The sequence below is a fragment of the Citrobacter sp. R56 genome (genome assembly GCF_016811995.1).
Taxonomy (GTDB): domain Bacteria; phylum Pseudomonadota; class Gammaproteobacteria; order Enterobacterales; family Enterobacteriaceae; genus Citrobacter_D; species Citrobacter_D enshiensis.
This window is the reverse complement of record NZ_CP069159.1, coordinates 2,317,904-2,337,233: the sequence shown is the minus strand read 5'-3', so window position 1 is coordinate 2,337,233 and position 19,330 is coordinate 2,317,904. Positions and strand designations below refer to the sequence as shown.

The 19,330-nt window shown below is 54.5% G+C and carries 18 protein-coding genes; 13 read left to right on the top strand and 5 right to left on the bottom strand.

The features are described from left to right. Positions 1–6 precede the first annotated feature (6 nt). On the bottom strand, positions 7–897 hold the full coding sequence (locus tag JM656_RS11095; RefSeq protein ID WP_203357840.1) for a LysR family transcriptional regulator: 891 nt from the start codon (positions 895–897) through the stop codon (positions 7–9). Between the two features lie 142 nt (positions 898–1,039). Between JM656_RS11095 and JM656_RS11090 the strand changes: the two genes are divergently transcribed. Genes JM656_RS11090 through JM656_RS11065 form a run of 6 tightly spaced genes read left to right on the top strand, consistent with a single transcriptional unit; the run spans position 1,040 to position 6,755 of the window. Beyond that, the gene (locus tag JM656_RS11090; protein ID WP_203357839.1) at positions 1,040–1,747 is read left to right on the top strand and encodes a CoA transferase subunit A; all 708 of its coding nucleotides are present in this window, start codon (positions 1,040–1,042) and stop codon (positions 1,745–1,747) included. 2 nt (positions 1,748–1,749) lie between these two features. Continuing rightward, the gene (locus JM656_RS11085) at positions 1,750–2,406 is read left to right on the top strand and encodes a CoA transferase subunit B (RefSeq protein WP_203357838.1); all 657 of its coding nucleotides are present in this window, start codon (positions 1,750–1,752) and stop codon (positions 2,404–2,406) included. Positions 2,407–2,416: 10 nt separating this feature from the next. Then, complete coding sequence (locus tag JM656_RS11080) at positions 2,417–3,622, top strand: acetyl-CoA C-acetyltransferase (RefSeq protein ID WP_203357837.1); 1,206 nt, start codon at positions 2,417–2,419, stop codon at positions 3,620–3,622. Further along, complete coding sequence (locus tag JM656_RS11075; RefSeq protein WP_203357836.1) at positions 3,612–4,535, top strand: 3-hydroxyacyl-CoA dehydrogenase family protein; 924 nt, start codon at positions 3,612–3,614, stop codon at positions 4,533–4,535. Before JM656_RS11080 ends, JM656_RS11075 begins: the two co-directional genes overlap by 11 nt. 43 nt (positions 4,536–4,578) lie before the next feature. Beyond that, positions 4,579–5,973, top strand: a complete 1,395-nt coding sequence (locus tag JM656_RS11070; protein WP_203357835.1) for a GntP family permease — start codon at positions 4,579–4,581, stop codon at positions 5,971–5,973. Positions 5,974–5,984: 11 nt separating this feature from the next. Further along, the gene (locus JM656_RS11065) at positions 5,985–6,755 is read left to right on the top strand and encodes a 3-hydroxybutyrate dehydrogenase (protein WP_203361276.1); all 771 of its coding nucleotides are present in this window, start codon (positions 5,985–5,987) and stop codon (positions 6,753–6,755) included. 57 nt (positions 6,756–6,812) lie between these two features. Here the strand turns inward: JM656_RS11065 and osmC are convergent, their stop codons facing one another. Further along, complete coding sequence (gene osmC, locus JM656_RS11060) at positions 6,813–7,250, bottom strand: peroxiredoxin OsmC (RefSeq protein ID WP_192612216.1); 438 nt, start codon at positions 7,248–7,250, stop codon at positions 6,813–6,815. Between the two features lie 227 nt (positions 7,251–7,477). Here osmC and sra point away from each other — a divergent pair, with 227 nt between their 5' ends. From sra to JM656_RS11030, 6 genes are all read left to right on the top strand, one after another. After that, the gene (sra, locus tag JM656_RS11055; RefSeq protein WP_203357834.1) at positions 7,478–7,618 is read left to right on the top strand and encodes a stationary-phase-induced ribosome-associated protein; all 141 of its coding nucleotides are present in this window, start codon (positions 7,478–7,480) and stop codon (positions 7,616–7,618) included. A 179-nt stretch (positions 7,619–7,797) separates the two neighbouring features. After that, on the top strand, positions 7,798–9,495 hold the full coding sequence (gene maeA, locus JM656_RS11050) for a malate dehydrogenase (protein ID WP_203357833.1): 1,698 nt from the start codon (positions 7,798–7,800) through the stop codon (positions 9,493–9,495). A 326-nt stretch (positions 9,496–9,821) separates the two neighbouring features. Beyond that, positions 9,822–11,540 carry an ABC-F family ATP-binding cassette domain-containing protein gene (locus JM656_RS11045; RefSeq protein WP_203361181.1) on the top strand — a complete coding sequence of 573 codons (1,719 nt, stop codon included), beginning with the start codon at positions 9,822–9,824 and terminating at the stop codon, positions 11,538–11,540. 238 nt (positions 11,541–11,778) lie between these two features. Continuing rightward, positions 11,779–12,789: an alcohol dehydrogenase AdhP gene (adhP, locus tag JM656_RS11040; RefSeq protein ID WP_203361180.1), complete on the top strand. Its 1,011-nt coding sequence runs from the start codon at positions 11,779–11,781 to the stop codon at positions 12,787–12,789. Between the two features lie 185 nt (positions 12,790–12,974). Next, the gene (locus JM656_RS11035; RefSeq protein WP_203361275.1) at positions 12,975–13,256 is read left to right on the top strand and encodes a type II toxin-antitoxin system RelE/ParE family toxin; all 282 of its coding nucleotides are present in this window, start codon (positions 12,975–12,977) and stop codon (positions 13,254–13,256) included. Beyond that, the gene (locus JM656_RS11030; protein WP_203361179.1) at positions 13,253–13,537 is read left to right on the top strand and encodes a HigA family addiction module antitoxin; all 285 of its coding nucleotides are present in this window, start codon (positions 13,253–13,255) and stop codon (positions 13,535–13,537) included. The genes JM656_RS11035 and JM656_RS11030 overlap by 4 nt, the downstream gene beginning before the upstream one ends. A gap of 63 nt (positions 13,538–13,600) precedes the next feature. Here JM656_RS11030 and fdnI read toward each other — a convergent pair whose 3' ends face one another. From fdnI to fdnG, 3 genes are read right to left on the bottom strand one after another with little or no spacing between them, the layout of a single operon-like run. Continuing rightward, entirely contained in the window at positions 13,601–14,254 is a 654-nt protein-coding gene (fdnI, locus tag JM656_RS11025; protein WP_162382270.1) for a formate dehydrogenase-N subunit gamma, read from the bottom strand. Continuing rightward, complete coding sequence (gene fdnH / locus JM656_RS11020; RefSeq protein WP_192612223.1) at positions 14,247–15,131, bottom strand: formate dehydrogenase N subunit beta; 885 nt, start codon at positions 15,129–15,131, stop codon at positions 14,247–14,249. Before fdnH ends, fdnI begins: the two co-directional genes overlap by 8 nt. Before the next feature lie 13 nt (positions 15,132–15,144). After that, positions 15,145–18,192, bottom strand: coding sequence for a formate dehydrogenase-N subunit alpha (gene fdnG / locus JM656_RS11015; protein WP_203361178.1), 3,048 nt, complete (start codon positions 18,190–18,192; stop codon positions 15,145–15,147). Positions 18,193–18,424: 232 nt separating this feature from the next. On the opposite strand from fdnG, the gene yddG reads away from it, so the two are divergent. Further along, on the top strand, positions 18,425–19,306 hold the full coding sequence (yddG, locus tag JM656_RS11010; protein ID WP_203361177.1) for an aromatic amino acid efflux DMT transporter YddG: 882 nt from the start codon (positions 18,425–18,427) through the stop codon (positions 19,304–19,306). Positions 19,307–19,330 lie beyond the last annotated feature (24 nt).

Genomic DNA, 19,330 nt, shown 5'->3' with positions numbered 1-19,330 from the left:
TCTGCGTCAGGCGTTGTAGGCCTTTTTCAGGGTTTCCATCAGCGCCTGGGCCGCCGTTGACAGTTTTTGATGCGCCGCGCACAGCACCCCTACACGACGCTCGATCACCGGCCCGTCGAGATCCAGACAGGTCGCGCCCAGTTCGGTCATTTGGGTGCGACATAACGCCGGTACCGCGCTGCCGCCTAACCCGTTCGCCACCAGCCGCCCGATAGTCACCAGTTGGTGGCTTTCGAGCGCCACTTCCAGCGGTCGACCGCTTTGCGCCAGCTTCTCTTCTAACATCAGGCGAACCGCCGAGGGACGCTGCAACGCAATGAAATCCAGACTCAGCAGCTCTCGCCAGCAAATGCGTTCACGGGTGGCAAGTTTACTGTCGGGCGGAACAATGGCGATGAAGCGATCCATCCCCAGCGGCGTAAAATGGAGGTGCCCGGAGAATTCCGGTTCAAACGCAATGCCCATCTCCACCCGCCCTTCACTGACCATCTCAATCACCTGTTCATTGATCACATCGTGGACGGTGACATTGATCCCGGAATAGCGATCGCGAAAGGTTTTCAGCACCGGCGGTAAAACGTTGGCGGCAAATGACGGCATGGCGGCCACGGAGACTTTTCCACGCTGTAAGGTAAACCGCTGACGCATCGCCTCTTCGGTGTTTTCCCAGTCGGCGAGCAGCTGTCGCGCCATCGTCAGAAACGTTTCCCCTTCCTGGGTTAGCGTGACTTTACGGGTCGTTCGCAACAGGAGCGCCCCACCAAGCGCCTCTTCCAGCCCTTTAATGGCCAGACTCAGTGCGGGTTGCGACATATTCAGCCGGTCACTGGCATGAGCAAAATTAAGAGTGTGAGCTACCGCTAAAAACGCGCGTAACTGTTTGATGCTCATTCTCATTTTTCTTCTCTTTAACCTATTGAATACGTTTAATTAACATTAAATTGATAAAAAAACCAAATGAGTGAGTCACAAATTTAAAATTAACAAATTATTTTTCGCCCCTAATGATGTCGGCAAGGTTAACAGGAGGGGCAAGTGTATGGCTGGACTGGATAAACGGGTTGCCACCTATAAAGAGGCACTGGAAGGACTGACCGACAACATGACGCTGCTGGCGGGCGGGTTTGGTTTATGCGGCATTCCGGAGAACCTGATCGAGGAGGTTCGTCGCCGGGGTGTTCAGGGGTTAACGGTCGTGTCGAATAACTGCGGCGTGGACGGTTTCGGGCTTGGCGTTCTGCTGGACAACCGCCAGGTACGCAAAGTCGTTGCCTCGTATGTCGGTGAAAATGCGCTGTTCGAAAAGCAGGTATTGAGCGGCGAACTGGATGCCGTGCTGACCCCGCAAGGCACGCTGGCTGAGCAACTGCGTGCTGGCGGCGCGGGCATTCCTGCCTTCTTTACCGCTACCGGCTACGGTACGCCCGTCGCTGAAGGTAAAGAGGTGCGCGAATTTGATGGTCGTCCTTACATCATGGAACGGGCGATCACCGGTGATTTCGCGTTGGTTAAAGGCTGGAAAGCCGACTGGTACGGGAACGTGATTTACCGCCATACCGCGCAAAACTTCAATCCCTTAGTGGCCGCCGCCGGGCGAATCACGGTGGTGGAAGTAGAAGAGATTGTCCCTCCCGGCGAGCTTGATCCCGCCGCCATCCATACCCCCGGTATTTTCGTCAACCGCATTATCCAGGGGCATTTCGAGAAACGTATTGAACAACGCACCCTGCGGGCCCAAGGAGTCTGACCATGTTAACGCGTGAACAAATGGCGATGCGTGTCGCCCGCGAACTGCGCGACGGTTACTACGTTAATCTGGGGATTGGCATCCCTACGCTGGTCGCGAACTATATTCCCGACGGAATGGACGTGATGTTGCAGTCAGAAAACGGTTTGCTGGGTATGGGGGCATTTCCGACCGAAAGGGAACTCGATGCCGACATGATCAATGCCGGGAAACAGACCGTGACGGCCCGCAAAGGGGCGGCGATTTTCGACTCGGCGCAGTCGTTCGCCATGATCCGTGGCGGTCACGTCGATCTGACGGTGCTCGGCGCGTTTGAGGTAGACGTCAACGGCAGCATCGCCTCGTGGATGATCCCCGGCAAGATGGTGAAAGGAATGGGCGGCGCAATGGATTTGGTTGCCGGCGCCGAGAACATCATCGTCGTCATGACCCACGCCTCCAAAAACGGCGAATCCAAATTACTGCCCGCCTGCACCCTGCCGCTGACCGGCGTGGGATGTATCAAACGTGTTCTGACCGACCTGGCGTTGCTCGACATCGCCGATGGTGCGTTCATTCTGCGTGAACGAGCACCTGGCGTCAGCGTGGAAGAAATCATTGAGAAAACCGCAGGCAAGCTGATCGTTGCGGATCAGGTTCCTGAAATGCACTTTGCCTGAGGAGAACATCATGCAGGACGTTGTTATTGTCGCGGCAACGCGGACACCGATTGGCAGTTTTCATGGCGCACTGGCGCCCCTTTCCGCTGTCGACCTCGGCGCGGCGGTCATTAAGGCCTTGCTGGAGAAAACCGCTGTTTCGCCTGAACTGATTGATGAAGTGATTTTTGGTCAGGTACTCACCACCGGCAGCGGACAAAACCCCGCCAGACAGAGTGCGTTAAACGCCGGTTTACCCGTCACAACCCCCGCCGTGACCGTCAATCTGGTCTGCGGCTCCGGGCTAAAAGCGGTACAGCAGGCCGCGCAAGCGATTCGTTGCGGCGATGCGGAAATTGTCATTGCCGGGGGACAGGAAAGCATGAGCAATGCCCCCTATTTTCTCGACGGCGCCCGCGCCGGATTACGCCTGGGTCACACCAGTCTGAAAGACAGCGTGGTGCATGACGGGTTGTGGGATGCCTTCAACGATTACCATATGGGTATTACCGCCGAAAATCTGGCGGAAAGGTTCGCCATTAGCCGTGAGCGCCAGGACGCCTTCGCCCTGCGCTCGCAGAAACAGGCGGCCGCCGCGATGGAATCCGGGCGCTTTATTGAGGAAATCACCCCAGTGAGCGTTCCGCAGGGTAAAAAACCGCCGCGTCTGGTCACTACCGATGAGCAACCAAGACCGGATACCGCCGCCGAAAAACTGGCACAGCTCAAACCGGCGTTTCGCCCGGGAACTGGCACCGTCACGGCGGGAAATGCCTCTTCTCTCAACGACGGCGCGGCGGCGGTGATGATGATGAGCGCTCGTAAAGCGCAAGCGCTGAATCTGCCGGTTCTCGCTCGCATCTCCGGTTATGCGGTTTCCGGCGTTGACCCGTCGATCATGGGGATCGGGCCGGTGAATGCCAGTATCGAGTGCTTGTCCCGTGCAGGCTGGGCGCTTAACGACGTTGATCTTATCGAAGCCAATGAAGCCTTTGCCGCCCAGGCACTGGCGGTCGGCGATTCGCTGCAATGGGACAGTGACAAGGTCAACGTCAACGGCGGTGCGATTGCGCTGGGCCATCCTATCGGTGCATCCGGCTGCCGTATTCTGGTGACGTTGCTGCACGAAATGGCGCGCCGTGATGTTGACAAAGGGCTGGCGACGCTGTGCGTCGGCGGCGGCCAGGGCGTGGCGCTGGCGGTGGAACGCCCAACGGGAGCCCATCATGCAAAGTAACCACTTCGCCGTCCTCGGGGCGGGATTGATGGGCGTCGGGATTGCCACCCACTTTGCCCGTTACGGGCATGAAGTCTGGCTGTTTGATACCGATAGCGCCAGAATTGCCGAAATTAGCGCCGTTGCAGGTTCGATTCTTGATGAGCTGAACGCCACCGGGCAGTTTTCGCCCGAGCATAAAACGGCGGTGATTCGCCGACTCAAAGGCACCACTACGCTTCAGGATGTCGCCTCCTCGCAGGTTCTGATCGAGGCCATTCCTGAACGGCTCGAGCTTAAACATGCGCTGTATGCACAGCTGGAAGCGTGCATCGATCCCGACACGGTGATCGCCAGTAACACCAGCGGTTTGCCGCCGGACGCGCTGGCCGCGCCCCTGAAGCACCCTGAACGCTTGCTGATTGCCCATTTCTGGCATCCACCCCACTTTATCCCGCTGGTCGAAATTGTGCCCGGCAGCGCCACCCGGCCAGAGCTGACGGGCTGGCTGCAACATCTCCTGCTCGACATGCAACTGGAAGCGGTGGTGCTTGATCGCGCCGCGCCCGGCTTTGTCGGTAATCGTCTGCAATTCGCCCTGCTGCGTGAAGCACTGCATATCGTGAAGAGCGGGATCGCCAGCGCCGAGGTGGTTGATCAGGTGATGCGCGCGTCGTTAGGTCGCCGTTATGCCATGGTGGGGCCGCTGGAGGCCGCAGACATGACCGGTCTTGCCACGGTGCAGGATATCTGTCGGCATCTGCTGCCTGAACTGGCAACCGGTAGCGACATGCTGTCGCTGATCACGGAAAAAGTGGCACGTGGTGAGACTGGCCTACGCAGCGGTCAGGGATTTTATCGTTGGGATGACGCCCGTAAGGAGTACATCCAGCAGCGTCGGGAGCATCAACTGCGCTTTGCCTTAAAGCCGTAACTTCTCTTTCTGTACCCCACTATAACAATGATACTGAGGAGTCTTGATGAGTGTGTTAATCGCCCTGGCCGCGTTAGGCCTGCTAATGCTGGCAGCCTATCGTGGATACAGCGTCATCCTGTTTGCCCCCATCGCGGCATTAGGCGCTGTTCTGTTGACGGATCCGAGCGCCGTTGGCCCGACCTTTACCGGTTTATTCATGGAGAAAATGGTCGGCTTTGTAAAACTCTACTTCCCCGTCTTCTTACTGGGCGCCGTGTTTGGCAAGTTGATCGAATTGTCTGGTTTTTCCCGCTCGATTGTCGCTGCGGCAATCAACATTCTGGGCCGGCGGCATGCCATTCCGGTGATTGTGCTGGTCTGTGCGCTGCTGACCTACGGCGGGGTGTCGCTGTTTGTGGTGGCATTTGCGGTGTATCCGTTTGCCGCGGAACTGTTCAGACAAAGCAATATTCCTAAACGCCTGATCCCGGCAACGGTGGCGCTGGGGGCGTTTTCCTTCACGATGGATGCCCTGCCGGGAACGCCGCAGATCCAGAACATCATCCCGACCAGCTTTTTTGGCACCAATGCCTGGGCAGCGCCCTGGCTCGGATTAATTGGCTCGCTGTTTATCATCTGCGTCGGGCTTTTTTATCTGGAACGCCAGCGTCGCAAAGCGCAGGCGAAAAACGAAGGGTACGGTAGCAACCTGCTCAATGAACCGGAAACGCCGGATAATATTAATCTGCCAAACCCGATCATTGCGATTTCGCCACTGATTCTGGTGGGGGTGTTTAACCTGTTGTTTACCCGCTGGATCCCGAAGTGGTACGGTGCGACGCATCAGCTGGAACTTCCTGGCCTTGCCAAGCCGATCACCACCGAAGTGGGCAAAATCACTGCGATTTGGGCCGTTGAAGCGGCGCTGATTTCCGGGATCATCCTGGTGGTGGTGTTCGGTTATCGCAATATTCATGGCCGCATGGCGGAAGGCAGTAAAACCGCGGTTGGCGGCGCCATTCTGGCGGCAATGAATACGGCATCAGAATATGGTTTCGGCGCCGTTATCGCCGCCCTGCCGGGTTTTCTGGTGTTGTCGAAAGCGCTGGCGGCGATTCCTGATCCGCTGCTCAACGAAGCCATTAGCGTCACCACGCTTGCCGGGATCACCGGCTCGGCATCGGGTGGGATGAGTATCGCCCTGGCCGCGATGTCCGACACCTTTATTGCGGCGGCGAACGCGGCGAACATTCCGCTGGAAGTGCTACACCGCGTGGCCTCAATGGCCAGTGGCGGTATGGACACGCTGCCGCACAACGGGGCGGTGATTACGCTGCTGGCGATCACCGGATTGAGTCATCGTCAGGCTTACGGCGGGATTTTTGCCATCACCGTGATTAAAAGTCTGGCCGTACTGTTTGTTATCGGCGTCTTTTACGCCACCGGCATTGTCTGAGGAGAATCATGATGAATTTACACGGTAAAACCGCTCTGGTTACCGGTTCCACCAGCGGTATTGGTTTGGGGATTGCGCAGGTGCTCGCAAAAGCAGGCGCTAACATTATTCTTAATGGTTTTGGCGATATTGAGGCGGCAAAAGATCGCGTGGCGCAATACGGCACCACGCCGGGCTATCATGGCGCCGATCTCAGTGATGAAACACAAATCGCCGACATGATGCGCTATGCGCAAAGCGAATTTGGCGGCGTGGATATTCTCATCAACAATGCCGGGATCCAGCATGTTTCCCCGGTTGAGACCTTTCCGGTGGAAAAATGGAACGCCATCATTGCGATTAACCTCTCGTCCGTGTTCCACACCACGCGACTGGCGCTGCCGGGGATGCGCGAGCGTAACTGGGGACGGATCATTAATATTGCCTCGGTGCATGGACTGGTGGCGTCGAAAGAGAAATCCGCCTATGTCGCGGCAAAACACGGGGTGGTGGGACTGACCAAAACCACCGCGCTGGAAACAGCGCAAAGCGGCGTGACCTGTAACGCCCTCTGCCCTGGCTGGGTGTTGACGCCGTTGGTACAGCAGCAAATCGACAAACGGATTGCCGACGGCGCAGCGCCGGAAAGCGCCCGCGATGCGCTGCTCGCAGAAAAACAGCCTTCCCGTGAGTTTGTCACCCCAGAACAGCTTGGCGAGCTGACGCTCTTTTTATGTTCCGAAGGGGCAGCCCAGGTGCGCGGCGTGGCGTGGAATATGGATGGCGGCTGGGTCGCGCAGTAAATCTTGTTACCTTTACCGGCCTGGGCGATTGCAGGCCGGTATGCGCAACGGGGTCAGTTACGGTGTTAACTGTAACTGATAATCAAGGGTAATTTCTGCCTTCAATACCTGAGATACCGGGCACCCGGCCTTCGCTTTCTGGATAATCCCGTCAAAGGTCGACGCATCTATACCGGGCACCACCACCACGCTGTTGAGCGCAATTTTGGTGATCGCAAACCCGGCATCCACTTTATCCAGTGAGACATCTGCCGTGGTATCGATTGAGGTTGGCGTAAACCCAGCCTCTCCCAGCATCAACGAAAGCGCCATCGAGAAACAGGCCGCATGCGCGGCACCAATCAGCTCTTCTGGGTTGGTGCCTTTAACGCCTTCAAAGCGCGTGTTAAACCCGTAAGGCTGCTGATTCAGCACGCCGCTTTCGGTTGAAACGGTGCCTTTTCCGCGTTTAATGTCGCCTTCCCAGTGTGCCTGACCTTTCTTATGGATTGTCATTGCTACTCTCCTTAATTGTCGTCGGGATAACAAGTATAGGACGCCTGTACGCAAACAGGATAGATAAGAGAACGTTCTGAATTGCCGCTTAAACATTGACCTTTCAGATAAAATGGTCGACCATCCAGTAAGCCGTTTTCGCTGAGAGCGGCTTTCTATGGGGTTGTATTTCGTCCGACATCGCGCGGGCTCATCCTTGAAACCATTAGCAGGATTAAGGAGTTAGAATGAAATCGAACCGTCAGGCCCGTCATATTCTTGGACAGGACCACAAAATCTCCAATCAACGTAAAACCGTGACCGAAGGCGACAAAACCAGCGTGGTCAACAATCCAACCGGAAGAAAACGCCGCGCTGACAGCAACTAGTACCCGCCTGTGTTGATATGACGACAAACACCATTGCCACCGCAATGGTGTTTTTGCTTATAAAACCCCTCTATCCATACACAATGCTTTATAATCTGTGCCCGATTCCCTGGCGGCAAGGCAACATATGACGATAAACGACAATGCCAGGGACGGTAATTCAAAAAAGAGTGAGTGACATGGACATCAAAACCAAGAAACCGCGTTCCCTTTACATCCCCTACGCTGGCCCTGTACTGCTTGAATTTCCTCTCCTGAACAAAGGCAGCGCATTCAGTGCGGAAGAGCGTCGTAACTTCAACCTGCTGGGGTTACTACCGGAAGTCGTCGAAACGATTGAAGAGCAGGCCGAACGCGCCTGGATCCAGTACCAGGGATTCAAAACTGAAATCGACAAACACATTTACCTGCGCAACATTCAGGATACCAACGAAACCCTGTTCTACCGACTGGTGCATAACCATCTCGATGAGATGATGCCGGTCATCTATACCCCAACGGTCGGTGCCGCCTGTGAGCGTTTCTCTGAGATCTACCGTCGTTCGCGCGGCGTGTTTATCTCCTACCAGAACCGCCACAACATGGACGATATCCTGCAAAACGTCCCGAATCACAATATCAAAGTGATCGTGGTGACTGACGGTGAACGTATTCTGGGTCTGGGCGACCAGGGAATTGGCGGTATGGGTATTCCCATCGGTAAATTGTCGCTGTACACCGCCTGTGGCGGGATCAGTCCGGCGTACACCCTCCCGGTGGTGCTGGATGTCGGCACCAATAACCAGCAACTGCTGAACGATCCGCTCTACATGGGCTGGCGTAACCCGCGTATCACCGACGATGAGTACTATGAATTTGTCGATGACTTCATCCAGGCGGTGAAGCAACGCTGGCCGGACGTGCTGTTGCAGTTCGAAGATTTTGCCCAGAAAAACGCGATGCCGTTACTCAACCGCTATCGTGATGAAATTTGCTCTTTCAACGATGATATCCAGGGAACGGCCGCGGTTACCGTCGGCACGCTCATTGCGGCCAGCCATGCTGCGGGTAGCCAGTTAAGCGAGCAAAAAATCGTCTTCCTCGGCGCAGGTTCTGCAGGTTGTGGGATTGCCGAGCAGATAGTTGCGCAGATCCAGCGCGAAGGGCTAAGCGAAGAAGCCGCTCGCCAGCGCGTGTTTATGGTGGATCGCTTTGGTCTGTTAACCGACCAGATGCCTAACCTGCTGCCGTTCCAGACCAAACTGGTGCAAAAACGTGAAAATCTGCACCAGTGGGATACGCAAAACGACGTGCTCTCCCTGCTTGATGTGGTGCGGAATGTGAAGCCGGATATTTTAATCGGCGTTTCCGGTCAGACGGGGCTGTTTACCGAAGAGATCATTCGCGAGATGCACAAGCATTGTCCGCGTCCGATCGTGATGCCGTTGTCTAACCCGACCTCTCGCGTGGAAGCCACACCGCAGGACATCATCGCCTGGACGGAAGGCAGCGCGTTGGTGGCGACGGGCAGTCCGTTCGCCCCGGTGGTGTGGAAAGACAAAACCTATCCTATCGCTCAGTGTAATAACGCCTATATCTTCCCGGGGATCGGTCTGGGCGTGATCGCCGCAGGCGCGTCACGGATTACCGACGAGATGCTGATGTCGGCCAGTGAAACGTTAGCGAAATATTCGCCGATGGTACTCAACGGTGAAGGGCTGGTGTTACCGGAGTTGAAAGATATCCAGGCCGTGTCGCGCGCCATTGCTTTTGCCGTCGGCAAAATGGCCCAGCAACAGGGTGTCGCGGTGAAAACCTCCGCCGAGGCGTTGCAACAGGCTATCGACGATAACTTCTGGCAGGCGGAATACCGCGATTACCGCCGTACGTCCATCTAACTCCCCCTATGGCCCGGTGACGAATGGTTGCCGGGTTATCTTCCCGCCGATGTTTACAGTGGCGAAATTCCCCCTTTGTGCTTACACTTTCACCACCCATTAACATTCGGAAAATAAAAGGAGGATACTTATGCTGTACTGTGAACGTTTCATCGCTTCACATACATTAGGCGATCGTCAGTGCTCAAGCGTTATCGATATCGTGCTGCGATAACTTCGGCTTGAGCGAAGCGACCTTCTCTTTCCCCTTCTCTCGGGCTTACCGGGTTATCGTCAGCGATGTTTGACGAGGCGTTTTTACGCCTGTAACTCTTGAGTAAGCAACAATGAGCACTTTATTAACCGCACAATCTTTACACGTTGATACGGCGTTTGGCCCGTTATTCTGTGATCTCACCTTTACGCTGAAAAAAGGCGATCGTATAGGGCTTATCGGCGACAACGGCTGTGGCAAAAGCACACTGCTAAAAATTCTCGACGGCAGCGAAACGCCAACCTCAGGCACCGTTTCTCTGGCCAGTCACTGTCATCTCGCCCGTGTTGAACAACATTTGCCGTCTGACATTCTCTCGTTACCCCTACGGGAAGCGGTGTTGGCGCAACTGCCGGAACGCGAACGCCTAAGCCAGCAATGGCAGGCGGAGTCATTACTCGCGGAAATGGGTTTTACTGCTGAGGAGTTGTCACTGTCAGCGCAAGTGCTGAGTGGCGGACAGCATACGCGTCTGTTACTGGCCCGCGCGTTGATGCGTCGTCCCGACCTGTTGTTACTGGATGAGCCCGGCAACCATCTGGATCTCCCCACCTTATTGTGGCTGGAACAGTTCTTACAACGCTGGTCAGGCAGTTTCGTTGTGGTCTCCCACGATCCTAATCTGTTGGATGCGGTCACTAACGGCACCTGGATCCTGCGCGATCGTCGCCTGCACGCGTTCGTGCTGCCCTGTAGCGCGGCGAGACAGGCATTAGCGGATGCGGATGTCAGTGATGCGCTGCGCCACAAAGCAGAGCAAAAAGAGATCGACAGAGTCACCGCCAGCGCCAAACGCCTGGCGAACTGGGGACGGGTTTATGACAACGAAGATTTGTCCCGCAAAGCGAAGCAGATGGAAAAACAGGTTTCCCGTCTGAAAGCCGCGCAGACAGACGTCACGGCAGGAAGTCAGTGGTCACTAACATTACAGGGTGATAGCGTCCGCGCTGACCGTTTGCTGGAGATGAACGACCTGTTCGTGTCGCCGGCGGCGGAAACCCCAGTGCTGTTTTCTGTTCCGGGGGCGCGGCTAAAAAGCGGTGACCGGGTGGCGATTGTCGGGCGTAACGGCTGCGGAAAATCATCGCTGCTCCGGCTTCTCTGGCAGCAGTTTCAGTCTCAGCAGGACAATGCGAATGTGTCTCTGCACCCTCGCGTCTCACTGGGCTATTACGATCAAACGCTACAGCAGCTCGCAGATAATGATTCGTTGTTTGATGCGCTTGAACCGTTTGCCCCACAGCCCGACGTACGCAAGATGGCGCTAATTGGCGCGGGGTTTCCCTGGATCCGTCATCAGCAGCAGGTCAAAACGTTAAGCGGCGGCGAGCGCTCACGGTTATTGTTTGTGGGATTGTCGCTGGCGCGGTTTAGCCTGCTGATGCTTGACGAGCCGACTAACCATCTGGATATGGATGGGAAAGAGGCGCTGGCGCAAACCCTGCAAACCTTCAGCGGCGGCGTATTGCTGGTGAGTCATGACCGACAGTTGATCAGCCAAAGCTGTAACCGCTTCTGGTTTATTGAACGGGGTGTGTTGAGCGAATGGCACGATCTCGAGGCGATCAACTCGCGGATTCGGGAAACGGCTGTTACGTGGCCAACGGCGACTATCACGGCTCAGGCATCGGCGAATCCCCTCCCGGATGACAGCGATAGCCTGCTGGAAAAGCTGTTGCTGCTGGAACAGCAATTAGCGAATGACCTGGCGCGTAAGCCAAAGCATCAGAAGCCACATTTGCAGGCGCAATGGCGTCAGGAAATCGACGCGCTGATTTTGCGGCTAGAATAAGCATGACATCAGGGCACCGGCCAGGTGCCCTTTCTTACCTGTCTCGTCAAGCTATTAATATTAGTATTTATTATGCTTTGACAGGCCCGTTGGCGGTAAAAACAGGCCAGAACAGGGAAATAATCGTGCTTTACGCTTGCATATATCATCAGAAAAATTAATCCTTACGAGGTAAAGGAGAACAAGACTCACTCGCCTTACTCGCTATGCAGTTCACCATCATGATAAGGAGAAGACTATGAAGGCTGCTGTTGTCACTAAAGATCATCAGGTTGATATCACTGAGAAAACGCTACGCTCGCTGCAACACGGTGAAGCGCTTCTGAAAATGGAGTGCTGTGGTGTGTGTCATACCGATCTCCATGTTAAAAACGGCGATTTTGGCGACAAAACCGGCGTTATCCTGGGACATGAAGGCATTGGTGTTGTTACTGCCGTTGGGCCAGGCGTGACCTCCCTTAAGCCAGGCGATCGCGCAAGCGTGGCATGGTTCTTTGAAGGATGTGGTCACTGTGAATACTGTAACAGCGGCAACGAGACGCTGTGCCGGAGCGTCAAAAACGCAGGTTACAGCGTTGATGGCGGTATGGCTGAAGAGTGCATTGTGGTGGCGGATTATGCGGTGAAAGTGCCGGATGGTCTGGAATCCGCCGCGGCAAGCAGCATCACCTGTGCGGGCGTTACCACCTATAAAGCGGTGAAAATCTCGAAGATCAAACCCGGTCAGTGGATTGCTATCTACGGACTTGGCGGTCTGGGCAACCTGGCGCTGCAGTATGCGAAAAACGTCTTTAACGCCAAAGTGATTGCCATCGACGTGAACGACGAACAGCTGAAACTCGCCAAAGAGATGGGCGCCGATCTGGTCATCAATTCACGCACTGATGATGCGGCGAAAATCGTGCAGGAGAAAACGGGCGGCGCACACGCAGCCGTGGTGACTGCCGTTGCGAAAGCGGCGTTTAACTCTGCCGTCGATGCTGTCCGTGCTGGCGGTCGTGTGGTTGCCGTTGGCCTGCCGCCGGAAGCCATGAGTCTGGATATTCCACGCCTGGTGCTGGACGGTATTCAGGTAGTCGGTTCGCTGGTGGGTACGCGTCAGGATCTGACCGAAGCGTTCCAGTTTGCCGCAGAAGGCAAAGTGGTGCCTAAAGTGGCCCTGCGTCCGCTCGGCGACATCAACGCTATCTTTAAAGAGATGGAACAAGGCCAGATTCGTGGCCGTATGGTGATTGATTTCCGCCGTTAATCGGTAAACGGCGACGGCTTTATTGCTCGTCGCCGTTTGTTTTGCGAAGCGCTTTCCACAAACCTCCTCTCCTGCTTTCTCTTTAAACGAGTTCCCCACAAAATTTCGACAATCGTAGCGAATGTTGTTGCGTCACACGAAACAATAATGATAGCGTTCCTCCTGAAGGAACAAGGATGATTTGGATGATCATGAGCTTCAGACACAAGGGATTGCGTGACTTGTTTCTTCATGGGCGTACGTCAGGCGTTCTGACAACGCAGGTAAAACGATTGCGTCACCGTCTCGCTGTTATTGATGCCGCCTGCCATATTAACGATATCGACATGCCAGGCTACAGGCTGCACTCGTTGAGCGGCGATCGTGATGGCGTTTGGGCGATATCGGTATCGGGAAACTGGCGAATAACCTTTGAGTTCGTCAATGGCGATGCATACATACTGGATTACGAGGACTATCACGCATGAAAATGGCAAATCATCCCCGCCCGGGGGAGATTATTCAGGAGGCGCTGAACGAACTTAACGTCAGTCTGCGCGAATTTGCCAGAGCAATGGACATTGCTCCCTCTACAGCAAGCCGGTTGCTAACTGGAAAAGCGGCGCTAACCCCAGAAATGGCGATTAAGCTCTCCGTGGTGATCGGCAGCTCACCGCAAATGTGGCTGAATCTGCAAACCGCCTGGAGTCTGACAGAGGCCGAAAAAACCGTTGATATTTCAAGGCTCCGTCATCTGGCAACGCAATAATTCATCTGATAAAAAAATGGCGCCTTTTTCAGCGCCATTTTTACTGTATAGAGTCAAAAGAGATTATAACCCTTCTTCACTCTCTTTTTTGGCTTCGGCTTTCTCGACGTCGCGATACCAGCGCGGATGGTGTTTCTTCGCCCAGCGACGGCTGACTTTCCCTTCGACCATGCCTTTGATCGATCCTTTCACCCAGAATGCCATATACATATGGATGAGGATGGCGTGCATCAGAATAATGCCCGCCGCCGCATGGATCAGCAGGCTGTAACGCACCACCTGCATCGGGAAGAACTGCGCGAAGTACGGACGCCAGATAATGACGCCGGTCACCAGCAGAACGAAAATCATGCTCATGATCGACCAGAACATCATTTTCTGCCCGGCGTTGTACTTACCCACGTCCGCCACTTTGTGTTCATTGCCCTTCAGCACTTCCACAATATTCTTCAGCCACGGAATGTCTTTCTTATCCGGGATGTTGTGTTGTACAAAACGGAAGAACATAAACATCAGCGCAACGAAGATCGCGATGCCGAAGAACGGGTGCAGAATGCGCCCCATCTGCGGCGTACCGAAGGTTTGCGTCAGCCATTGCAGCGTCGGGAAGAAAAACGAAATTCCCGACAGCGCCACCAGGAAGAAACAGATCACCACCGTCCAGTGACAGGCGCGGTCGATAAATTTCGTGCGCACTATCATTTTTGACTTACTCATGATGATCCTCCTCTTCGTCGTCCACTTCTTTGTTCGGGCCGATACCAATGTAGTGGTAAATCAGTCCGGCGAAGGTGGCGATAAACCCAGCTGCCGCCAACGGTTTCAATGCCCCTTTCCACAGGTTGATTGAGGTGTCGACTTTCGGGTCCTTCGGTAAACCGTGATACAACTCTGGCTGGTTAGCATGATGCAGTACATACATCACGTGTGTCCCACCCACACCCTGCGGGTTATAAACACCGGCATGTTCATACCCGCGCGCTTTGAGTTTTTCCACGCGCTGCTCGGCCATTTCCAGCATCTCTTGCTTGGTGCCGAAATGAATCGCCCCCGTCGGGCACGTTTTCACGCACGCTGGCTCCTGGCCGACACTGACGCGATCGACGCAGAGTGTACATTTATAGACGCGGTTATCCTCTTTATTGAGGCGCGGTACATTAAACGGACACCCGGCAATGCAGTAGCCACAGCCAATGCAGTGTTCAGACTGAAAATCAACAATCCCGTTAGCGTACTGGATGATTGCCCCGGCAGACGGGCACGCCTTCAGGCAGCCCGGATCTTCACAGTGCATACAGCCGTCTTTGCGGATCAACCACTCCAGCTTGCCGTTTTGCTCGGTTTCGCTAAAGCGCATCACCGTCCAGGATTTCGCGCTCAGATCGGCAGGGTTGTCATACACCCCAACACAATGCCCAACCTCATCGCGAATGTCGTTCCACTCCGAACACGCCACCTGGCAGGCTTTACAGCCTATGCAGGTGGAAACGTCGATCAGTTTGGCGACTTCAGCCTTGTAATCACGCGCCTGGGGAGGCGGCGTGATGGCGTTTGTTGCGGACCGTTTGATGATGTCCTGCGTTTCCAAAGACATATGTTCGCCTCCCTTACGCCTTCTCGATGTTAACTAAAAACGCTTTGTATTCCGGCGTTTGCGAGTTTGCATCACCGACGTTCGGCGTCAGAGTGTTGGCGATATAGCCTTTACGCGCGACCCCTTCAAAACCCCAGTGAATCGGGATCCCCACCGTTTCAACCTGCTGATCGTTAACCTGCAAGCTACGCAGACGGCGTGTGACCACCGCAACGGCACGAATAAATCCGCGCTGGCTGCTGACTTTCACATAGTCGCCGTTGGCGATACCTTTCGCGGCGGCCAGCGTTTCGCTGATTTCCACAAACTGCTCTGGCTGGGCGATCGCATTCAGCAATGCGTGCTTGGTCCAGGTGTGGAAGTGCTCCGTCAGACGGTAAGTGGTACCGACATACGGGAACTTATCCTTTTTACCCAGGCGCAAGGCATCTTCTTCATACAAGCGCACCGCCGGATTGGAAATAACGTTTGGATGCAGCGGGTTGGTTCCCAGCGGCGTTTCAACCGGCTCGTAGTGTTCCGGGAACGGCCCTTCCGCCATTTTATCAATGGCGAACAGACGCCCCAGCCCTTCCGGCTGCATGATAAACGGCCCGGTTGCGCTGCCCGGTGGAGCAGTGTTGAAGTCCGGAATATCGTTACCCGTCCATTTCGCACCGTTCCACTGGATCAGCATCCGCTTCGGATCCCACGGTTTACCCTGCGGATCGGCGGAAGCGCGGTTATACAGTACGCGGCGGTTCAGCGGCCACGCCCACGCCCAGCCCAACGTGTTACCCAGACCAGAAGGATCGGCGTTGTCACGGTTGGCCATCTGGTTGCCCTGCTCCGTCCAGCTACCGGTATAAATCCAGCAGGAAGAAGCCGTGGTACCGTCATCGCGCAACTGAGCGAAACTGCTCAGTAACTGGCCTTTCTTCGCGATCAGCACACCGTTGGCGTCATAGAGATCGGCCAGCGCATAACCGTTGTTTTCTTTGGCGACCTCTTCGGATTCCGGATGGTCTGGCTGCTTGTAGTTCCAGCTCATTTTCAGCAGCGGCTCTACGCCTTTACCGCCTTCGTTGCGATAGAGATCGCGCAGACGATGGTAAATCCCGGCCAGAATTTCGCCGTCATTGCGGGCTTCGCCTGGCGCATCCTGGCCTTTCCAGTGCCACTGCAGCCAGCGACCGGAGTTAGCAATGGAGCCATCTTCTTCCGCAAAACAGGTGGACGGCAGACGGAACACTTCGGTCTGAATCGACGCCGGGTCGACATCATTTGACTCGCCGTGGTTCTGCCAGAACGTTGAAGTCTCTGTCACCAGCGGATCGATAACGACCATGTATTTCAACTTACTCAGGGACTGCACCACTTTGTTTTTGTCCGGGAAGGACGCCACCGGGTTGAAGCCCTGACAGATGTAGCCGGTCACTTTGCCGCTATCCATCATGTTGAAGTATTTAATGACGTCGTAGGACTGATCCCATTTCGGCAGCCACTCAAATCCCCAGTCATTTTCTTTCTGCGCCGCGTCGCCGTAGAACGATTTCATCAGGCTGACAAAGAACTTCGGATAGTTGCCCCAGTAGTTCACCTGCTCGGCAAGCGTCGCTTTCGGCGTATTGGCCTGCAGATAGGTTTGCAGATCGGTCTGTTTCTCAGACGGCAGCGTCAGATAACCGCTCAGACTGGTAGAGAGAAGACCTAAATCCGTTAAGCCCTGAATGTTGGAGTGCCCACGCAAGGCGTTAACGCCGCCGCCAGCCATGCCCATATTGCCGAGCAGCAACTGGATCATCGCCATCGTACGAATGTTCTGCGCCCCGACGGTGTGTTGCGTCCACCCCAATGCATAAAGGAAGGTGGTCGTACGGTCGGCCGCGCTGGTGGAGGCTAACACTTCGCACACTTTCAGGAAGTCAGTTTTTGGCGTACCGCAGATGTTTTCCACTACATCCGGCGTATAACGGGAAACGTGATGTTTCAGTAAGTTCCACACGCAGCGTGGGTGACTTAGCGTGTCATCGCGTTTTGCATAGCCGTTTTCATCGAACTGATAGTTCCATGATGACTTATCATAATGGCGTTTTTTCGCGTCATAGCCGCTAAACAGGCCGTCGTCGAAAGCAAAATCATCCCGTACCAGCAGGCTGGCATTGGTGTAATGCTTCACGTACTCCGCGTTGATTTTCTGATTTTCGATCAGGTACAGCAGAACGCCAGACAAAAACGTAATGTCCGTACCGGAACGGATCGGCGCATAGATATCCGCAACCGATGCTGTACGCGTAAAGCGAGGATCGACGACAATCAATGTCGCATCATTATTATTCTTCGCTTCCATCGCCCAGCGGAATCCCACCGGATGTGCTTCAGCGGCGTTACCGCCCATCACCATTACGACGTTGGCGTTTTTGATATCAACCCAGTGGTTGGTCATCGCACCGCGACCAAATGTTGGAGCAAGACTTGCTACCGTTGGTCCGTGTCAGACGCGTGCCTGGTTGTCGACTGCCAGCATGCCGAGAGAGCGCACAAATTTTTGCGTCAGCATACCGGTTTCATTACTTGCCGCAGAAGCGCAAAGCATCCCGGTAGACAGCCAGCGGTTGACGGTGACGCCCTGCTCGTTCTTTTCAATAAAGTTGGCATCACGGTCAGCTTTCATCAGTTTTGCGATACGGGAGAATGCTTCATCCCAACTGATACGCTGCCATTTGTCTGAACCCGGCGCGCGATATTGTGGATACCGCAGGCGGTTTTCACTGTGAACATAGTCCAGCAGACCCGCGCCTTTAGGACATAATGCCCCACGGCTTACCGGGTGGTCCGGATCCCCTTCAATATGGTAAATCGCTTCCTTCGCGTTTTTGGCTCCATCTCCGAGGCTATACATTAATAGCCCGCATCCCACGGAACAGTATGTGCAGGAGTTTCGGATCTCTTTGGCGCGCAGCAGTTTGTAATTACGCGCCTGAGCCAGTGCAGACTTAGGTGCGAAACCAAGCGCTGCGACTGTTGTTCCTGCCATACCGCCCGCGCAGATTTTAAAAAATTGTCTGCGGCTGACGTCCATTGCTTTCCTCTTTTTTACAGGGATGTAACTTCGCGACGAAACTAACAGCTATGACCATATCTTTTTTGCGTCAAATCAATAACGAATCGGTTCCGCTACTAAATAGTGCCGTTTGTCGAACATTTATACCCACAAAGAAGTAGCAGGCAGGACGATTTATTAACGCCGACTGTTTAAAAGTGCTATAAATTTCAGCTTCTTTAATGAAAAGGAACGAGGACAGACGAACAGAATGACGAGAAAAAAAGCAACGCTAATTGGACTGATTGCCATCGTGCTCTGGAGCACCATGGTGGGGTTGATTCGTGGCGTGAGTGAAGGACTTGGGCCGGTGGGCGGCGCCGCAATGATCTATTCATTAAGTGGACTGTTGCTTATTTTTACGGTCGGCTTTCCTAATATTCGTCACTTTCCTGTTCGTTATTTAATCGCTGGCAGTTTCCTGTTCGTTACTTACGAAATATGCCTGGCGCTGTCGCTGGGTTATGCGGTGACGCGACATCAGGCTATTGAGGTCGGCATGGTCAACTATTTATGGCCCAGCCTGACGATTCTTTTTGCCATATTGTTTAATGGACAAAAAACAACCTGGCTGATTATTCCTGGATTAATTGTGGCGTTGACCGGTGTCTGTTGGGTATTAGGCGGTGAAAATGGACTCAACCCTGGCGAAATAATCAGCAACGTTGCTACCAACCCGTTAAGCTATTTTCTCGCCTTTCTGGGGGCATTTATCTGGGCGACATATTGTACAGTCACCAACAAATATGCCCGGGGATTTAACGGAATCACTGTCTTTGTTTTGCTCACTGCCGCAAGTTTATGGGTCTACTATTTACTGACGCCACAGCCTGAAATGCATTTCACCCTTCCCGTCACCATCAAGTTATTTTCGGCGGCATTAACGTTAGGTTTTGCTTACGCGGCGTGGAATGTTGGAATTTTGCACGGAAATGTCACTATCATGGCCGTGGGTTCTTATTTCACCCCCGTGATGTCGTCTGCGCTGGCTGCGGTTCTTTTAAGCGCTCCCCTCTCATTTTCGTTCTGGCAAGGTGCTATTATGGTGTGTGTCGGTTCGCTGCTCTGCTGGCTGGCAACACGGCGTGCCTGACGCCAACCATCAGGTCTTAATATC

Coding starts and splice junctions, on each gene's coding strand:
- JM656_RS11035 (WP_203361275.1), top strand. CDS start 12,975: ATGATCATGAGCTTCAGACACAAGGGATTGCGTGACTTGTTTCTTCAT.
- maeA (WP_203357833.1), top strand. CDS start 7,798: ATGGACATCAAAACCAAGAAACCGCGTTCCCTTTACATCCCCTACGCT.
- JM656_RS11075 (WP_203357836.1), top strand. CDS start 3,612: ATGCAAAGTAACCACTTCGCCGTCCTCGGGGCGGGATTGATGGGCGTC.
- JM656_RS11045 (WP_203361181.1), top strand. CDS start 9,822: ATGAGCACTTTATTAACCGCACAATCTTTACACGTTGATACGGCGTTT.
- fdnH (WP_192612223.1), bottom strand. CDS start 15,131: ATGTCTTTGGAAACGCAGGACATCATCAAACGGTCCGCAACAAACGCC.
- JM656_RS11080 (WP_203357837.1), top strand. CDS start 2,417: ATGCAGGACGTTGTTATTGTCGCGGCAACGCGGACACCGATTGGCAGT.
- osmC (WP_192612216.1), bottom strand. CDS start 7,250: ATGACAATCCATAAGAAAGGTCAGGCACACTGGGAAGGCGACATTAAA.
- yddG (WP_203361177.1), top strand. CDS start 18,425: ATGACGAGAAAAAAAGCAACGCTAATTGGACTGATTGCCATCGTGCTC.
- fdnI (WP_162382270.1), bottom strand. CDS start 14,254: ATGAGTAAGTCAAAAATGATAGTGCGCACGAAATTTATCGACCGCGCC.
- JM656_RS11095 (WP_203357840.1), bottom strand. CDS start 897: ATGAGAATGAGCATCAAACAGTTACGCGCGTTTTTAGCGGTAGCTCAC.
- JM656_RS11085 (WP_203357838.1), top strand. CDS start 1,750: ATGTTAACGCGTGAACAAATGGCGATGCGTGTCGCCCGCGAACTGCGC.
- JM656_RS11065 (WP_203361276.1), top strand. CDS start 5,985: ATGAATTTACACGGTAAAACCGCTCTGGTTACCGGTTCCACCAGCGGT.
- JM656_RS11030 (WP_203361179.1), top strand. CDS start 13,253: ATGAAAATGGCAAATCATCCCCGCCCGGGGGAGATTATTCAGGAGGCG.
- JM656_RS11090 (WP_203357839.1), top strand. CDS start 1,040: ATGGCTGGACTGGATAAACGGGTTGCCACCTATAAAGAGGCACTGGAA.
- sra (WP_203357834.1), top strand. CDS start 7,478: ATGAAATCGAACCGTCAGGCCCGTCATATTCTTGGACAGGACCACAAA.
- adhP (WP_203361180.1), top strand. CDS start 11,779: ATGAAGGCTGCTGTTGTCACTAAAGATCATCAGGTTGATATCACTGAG.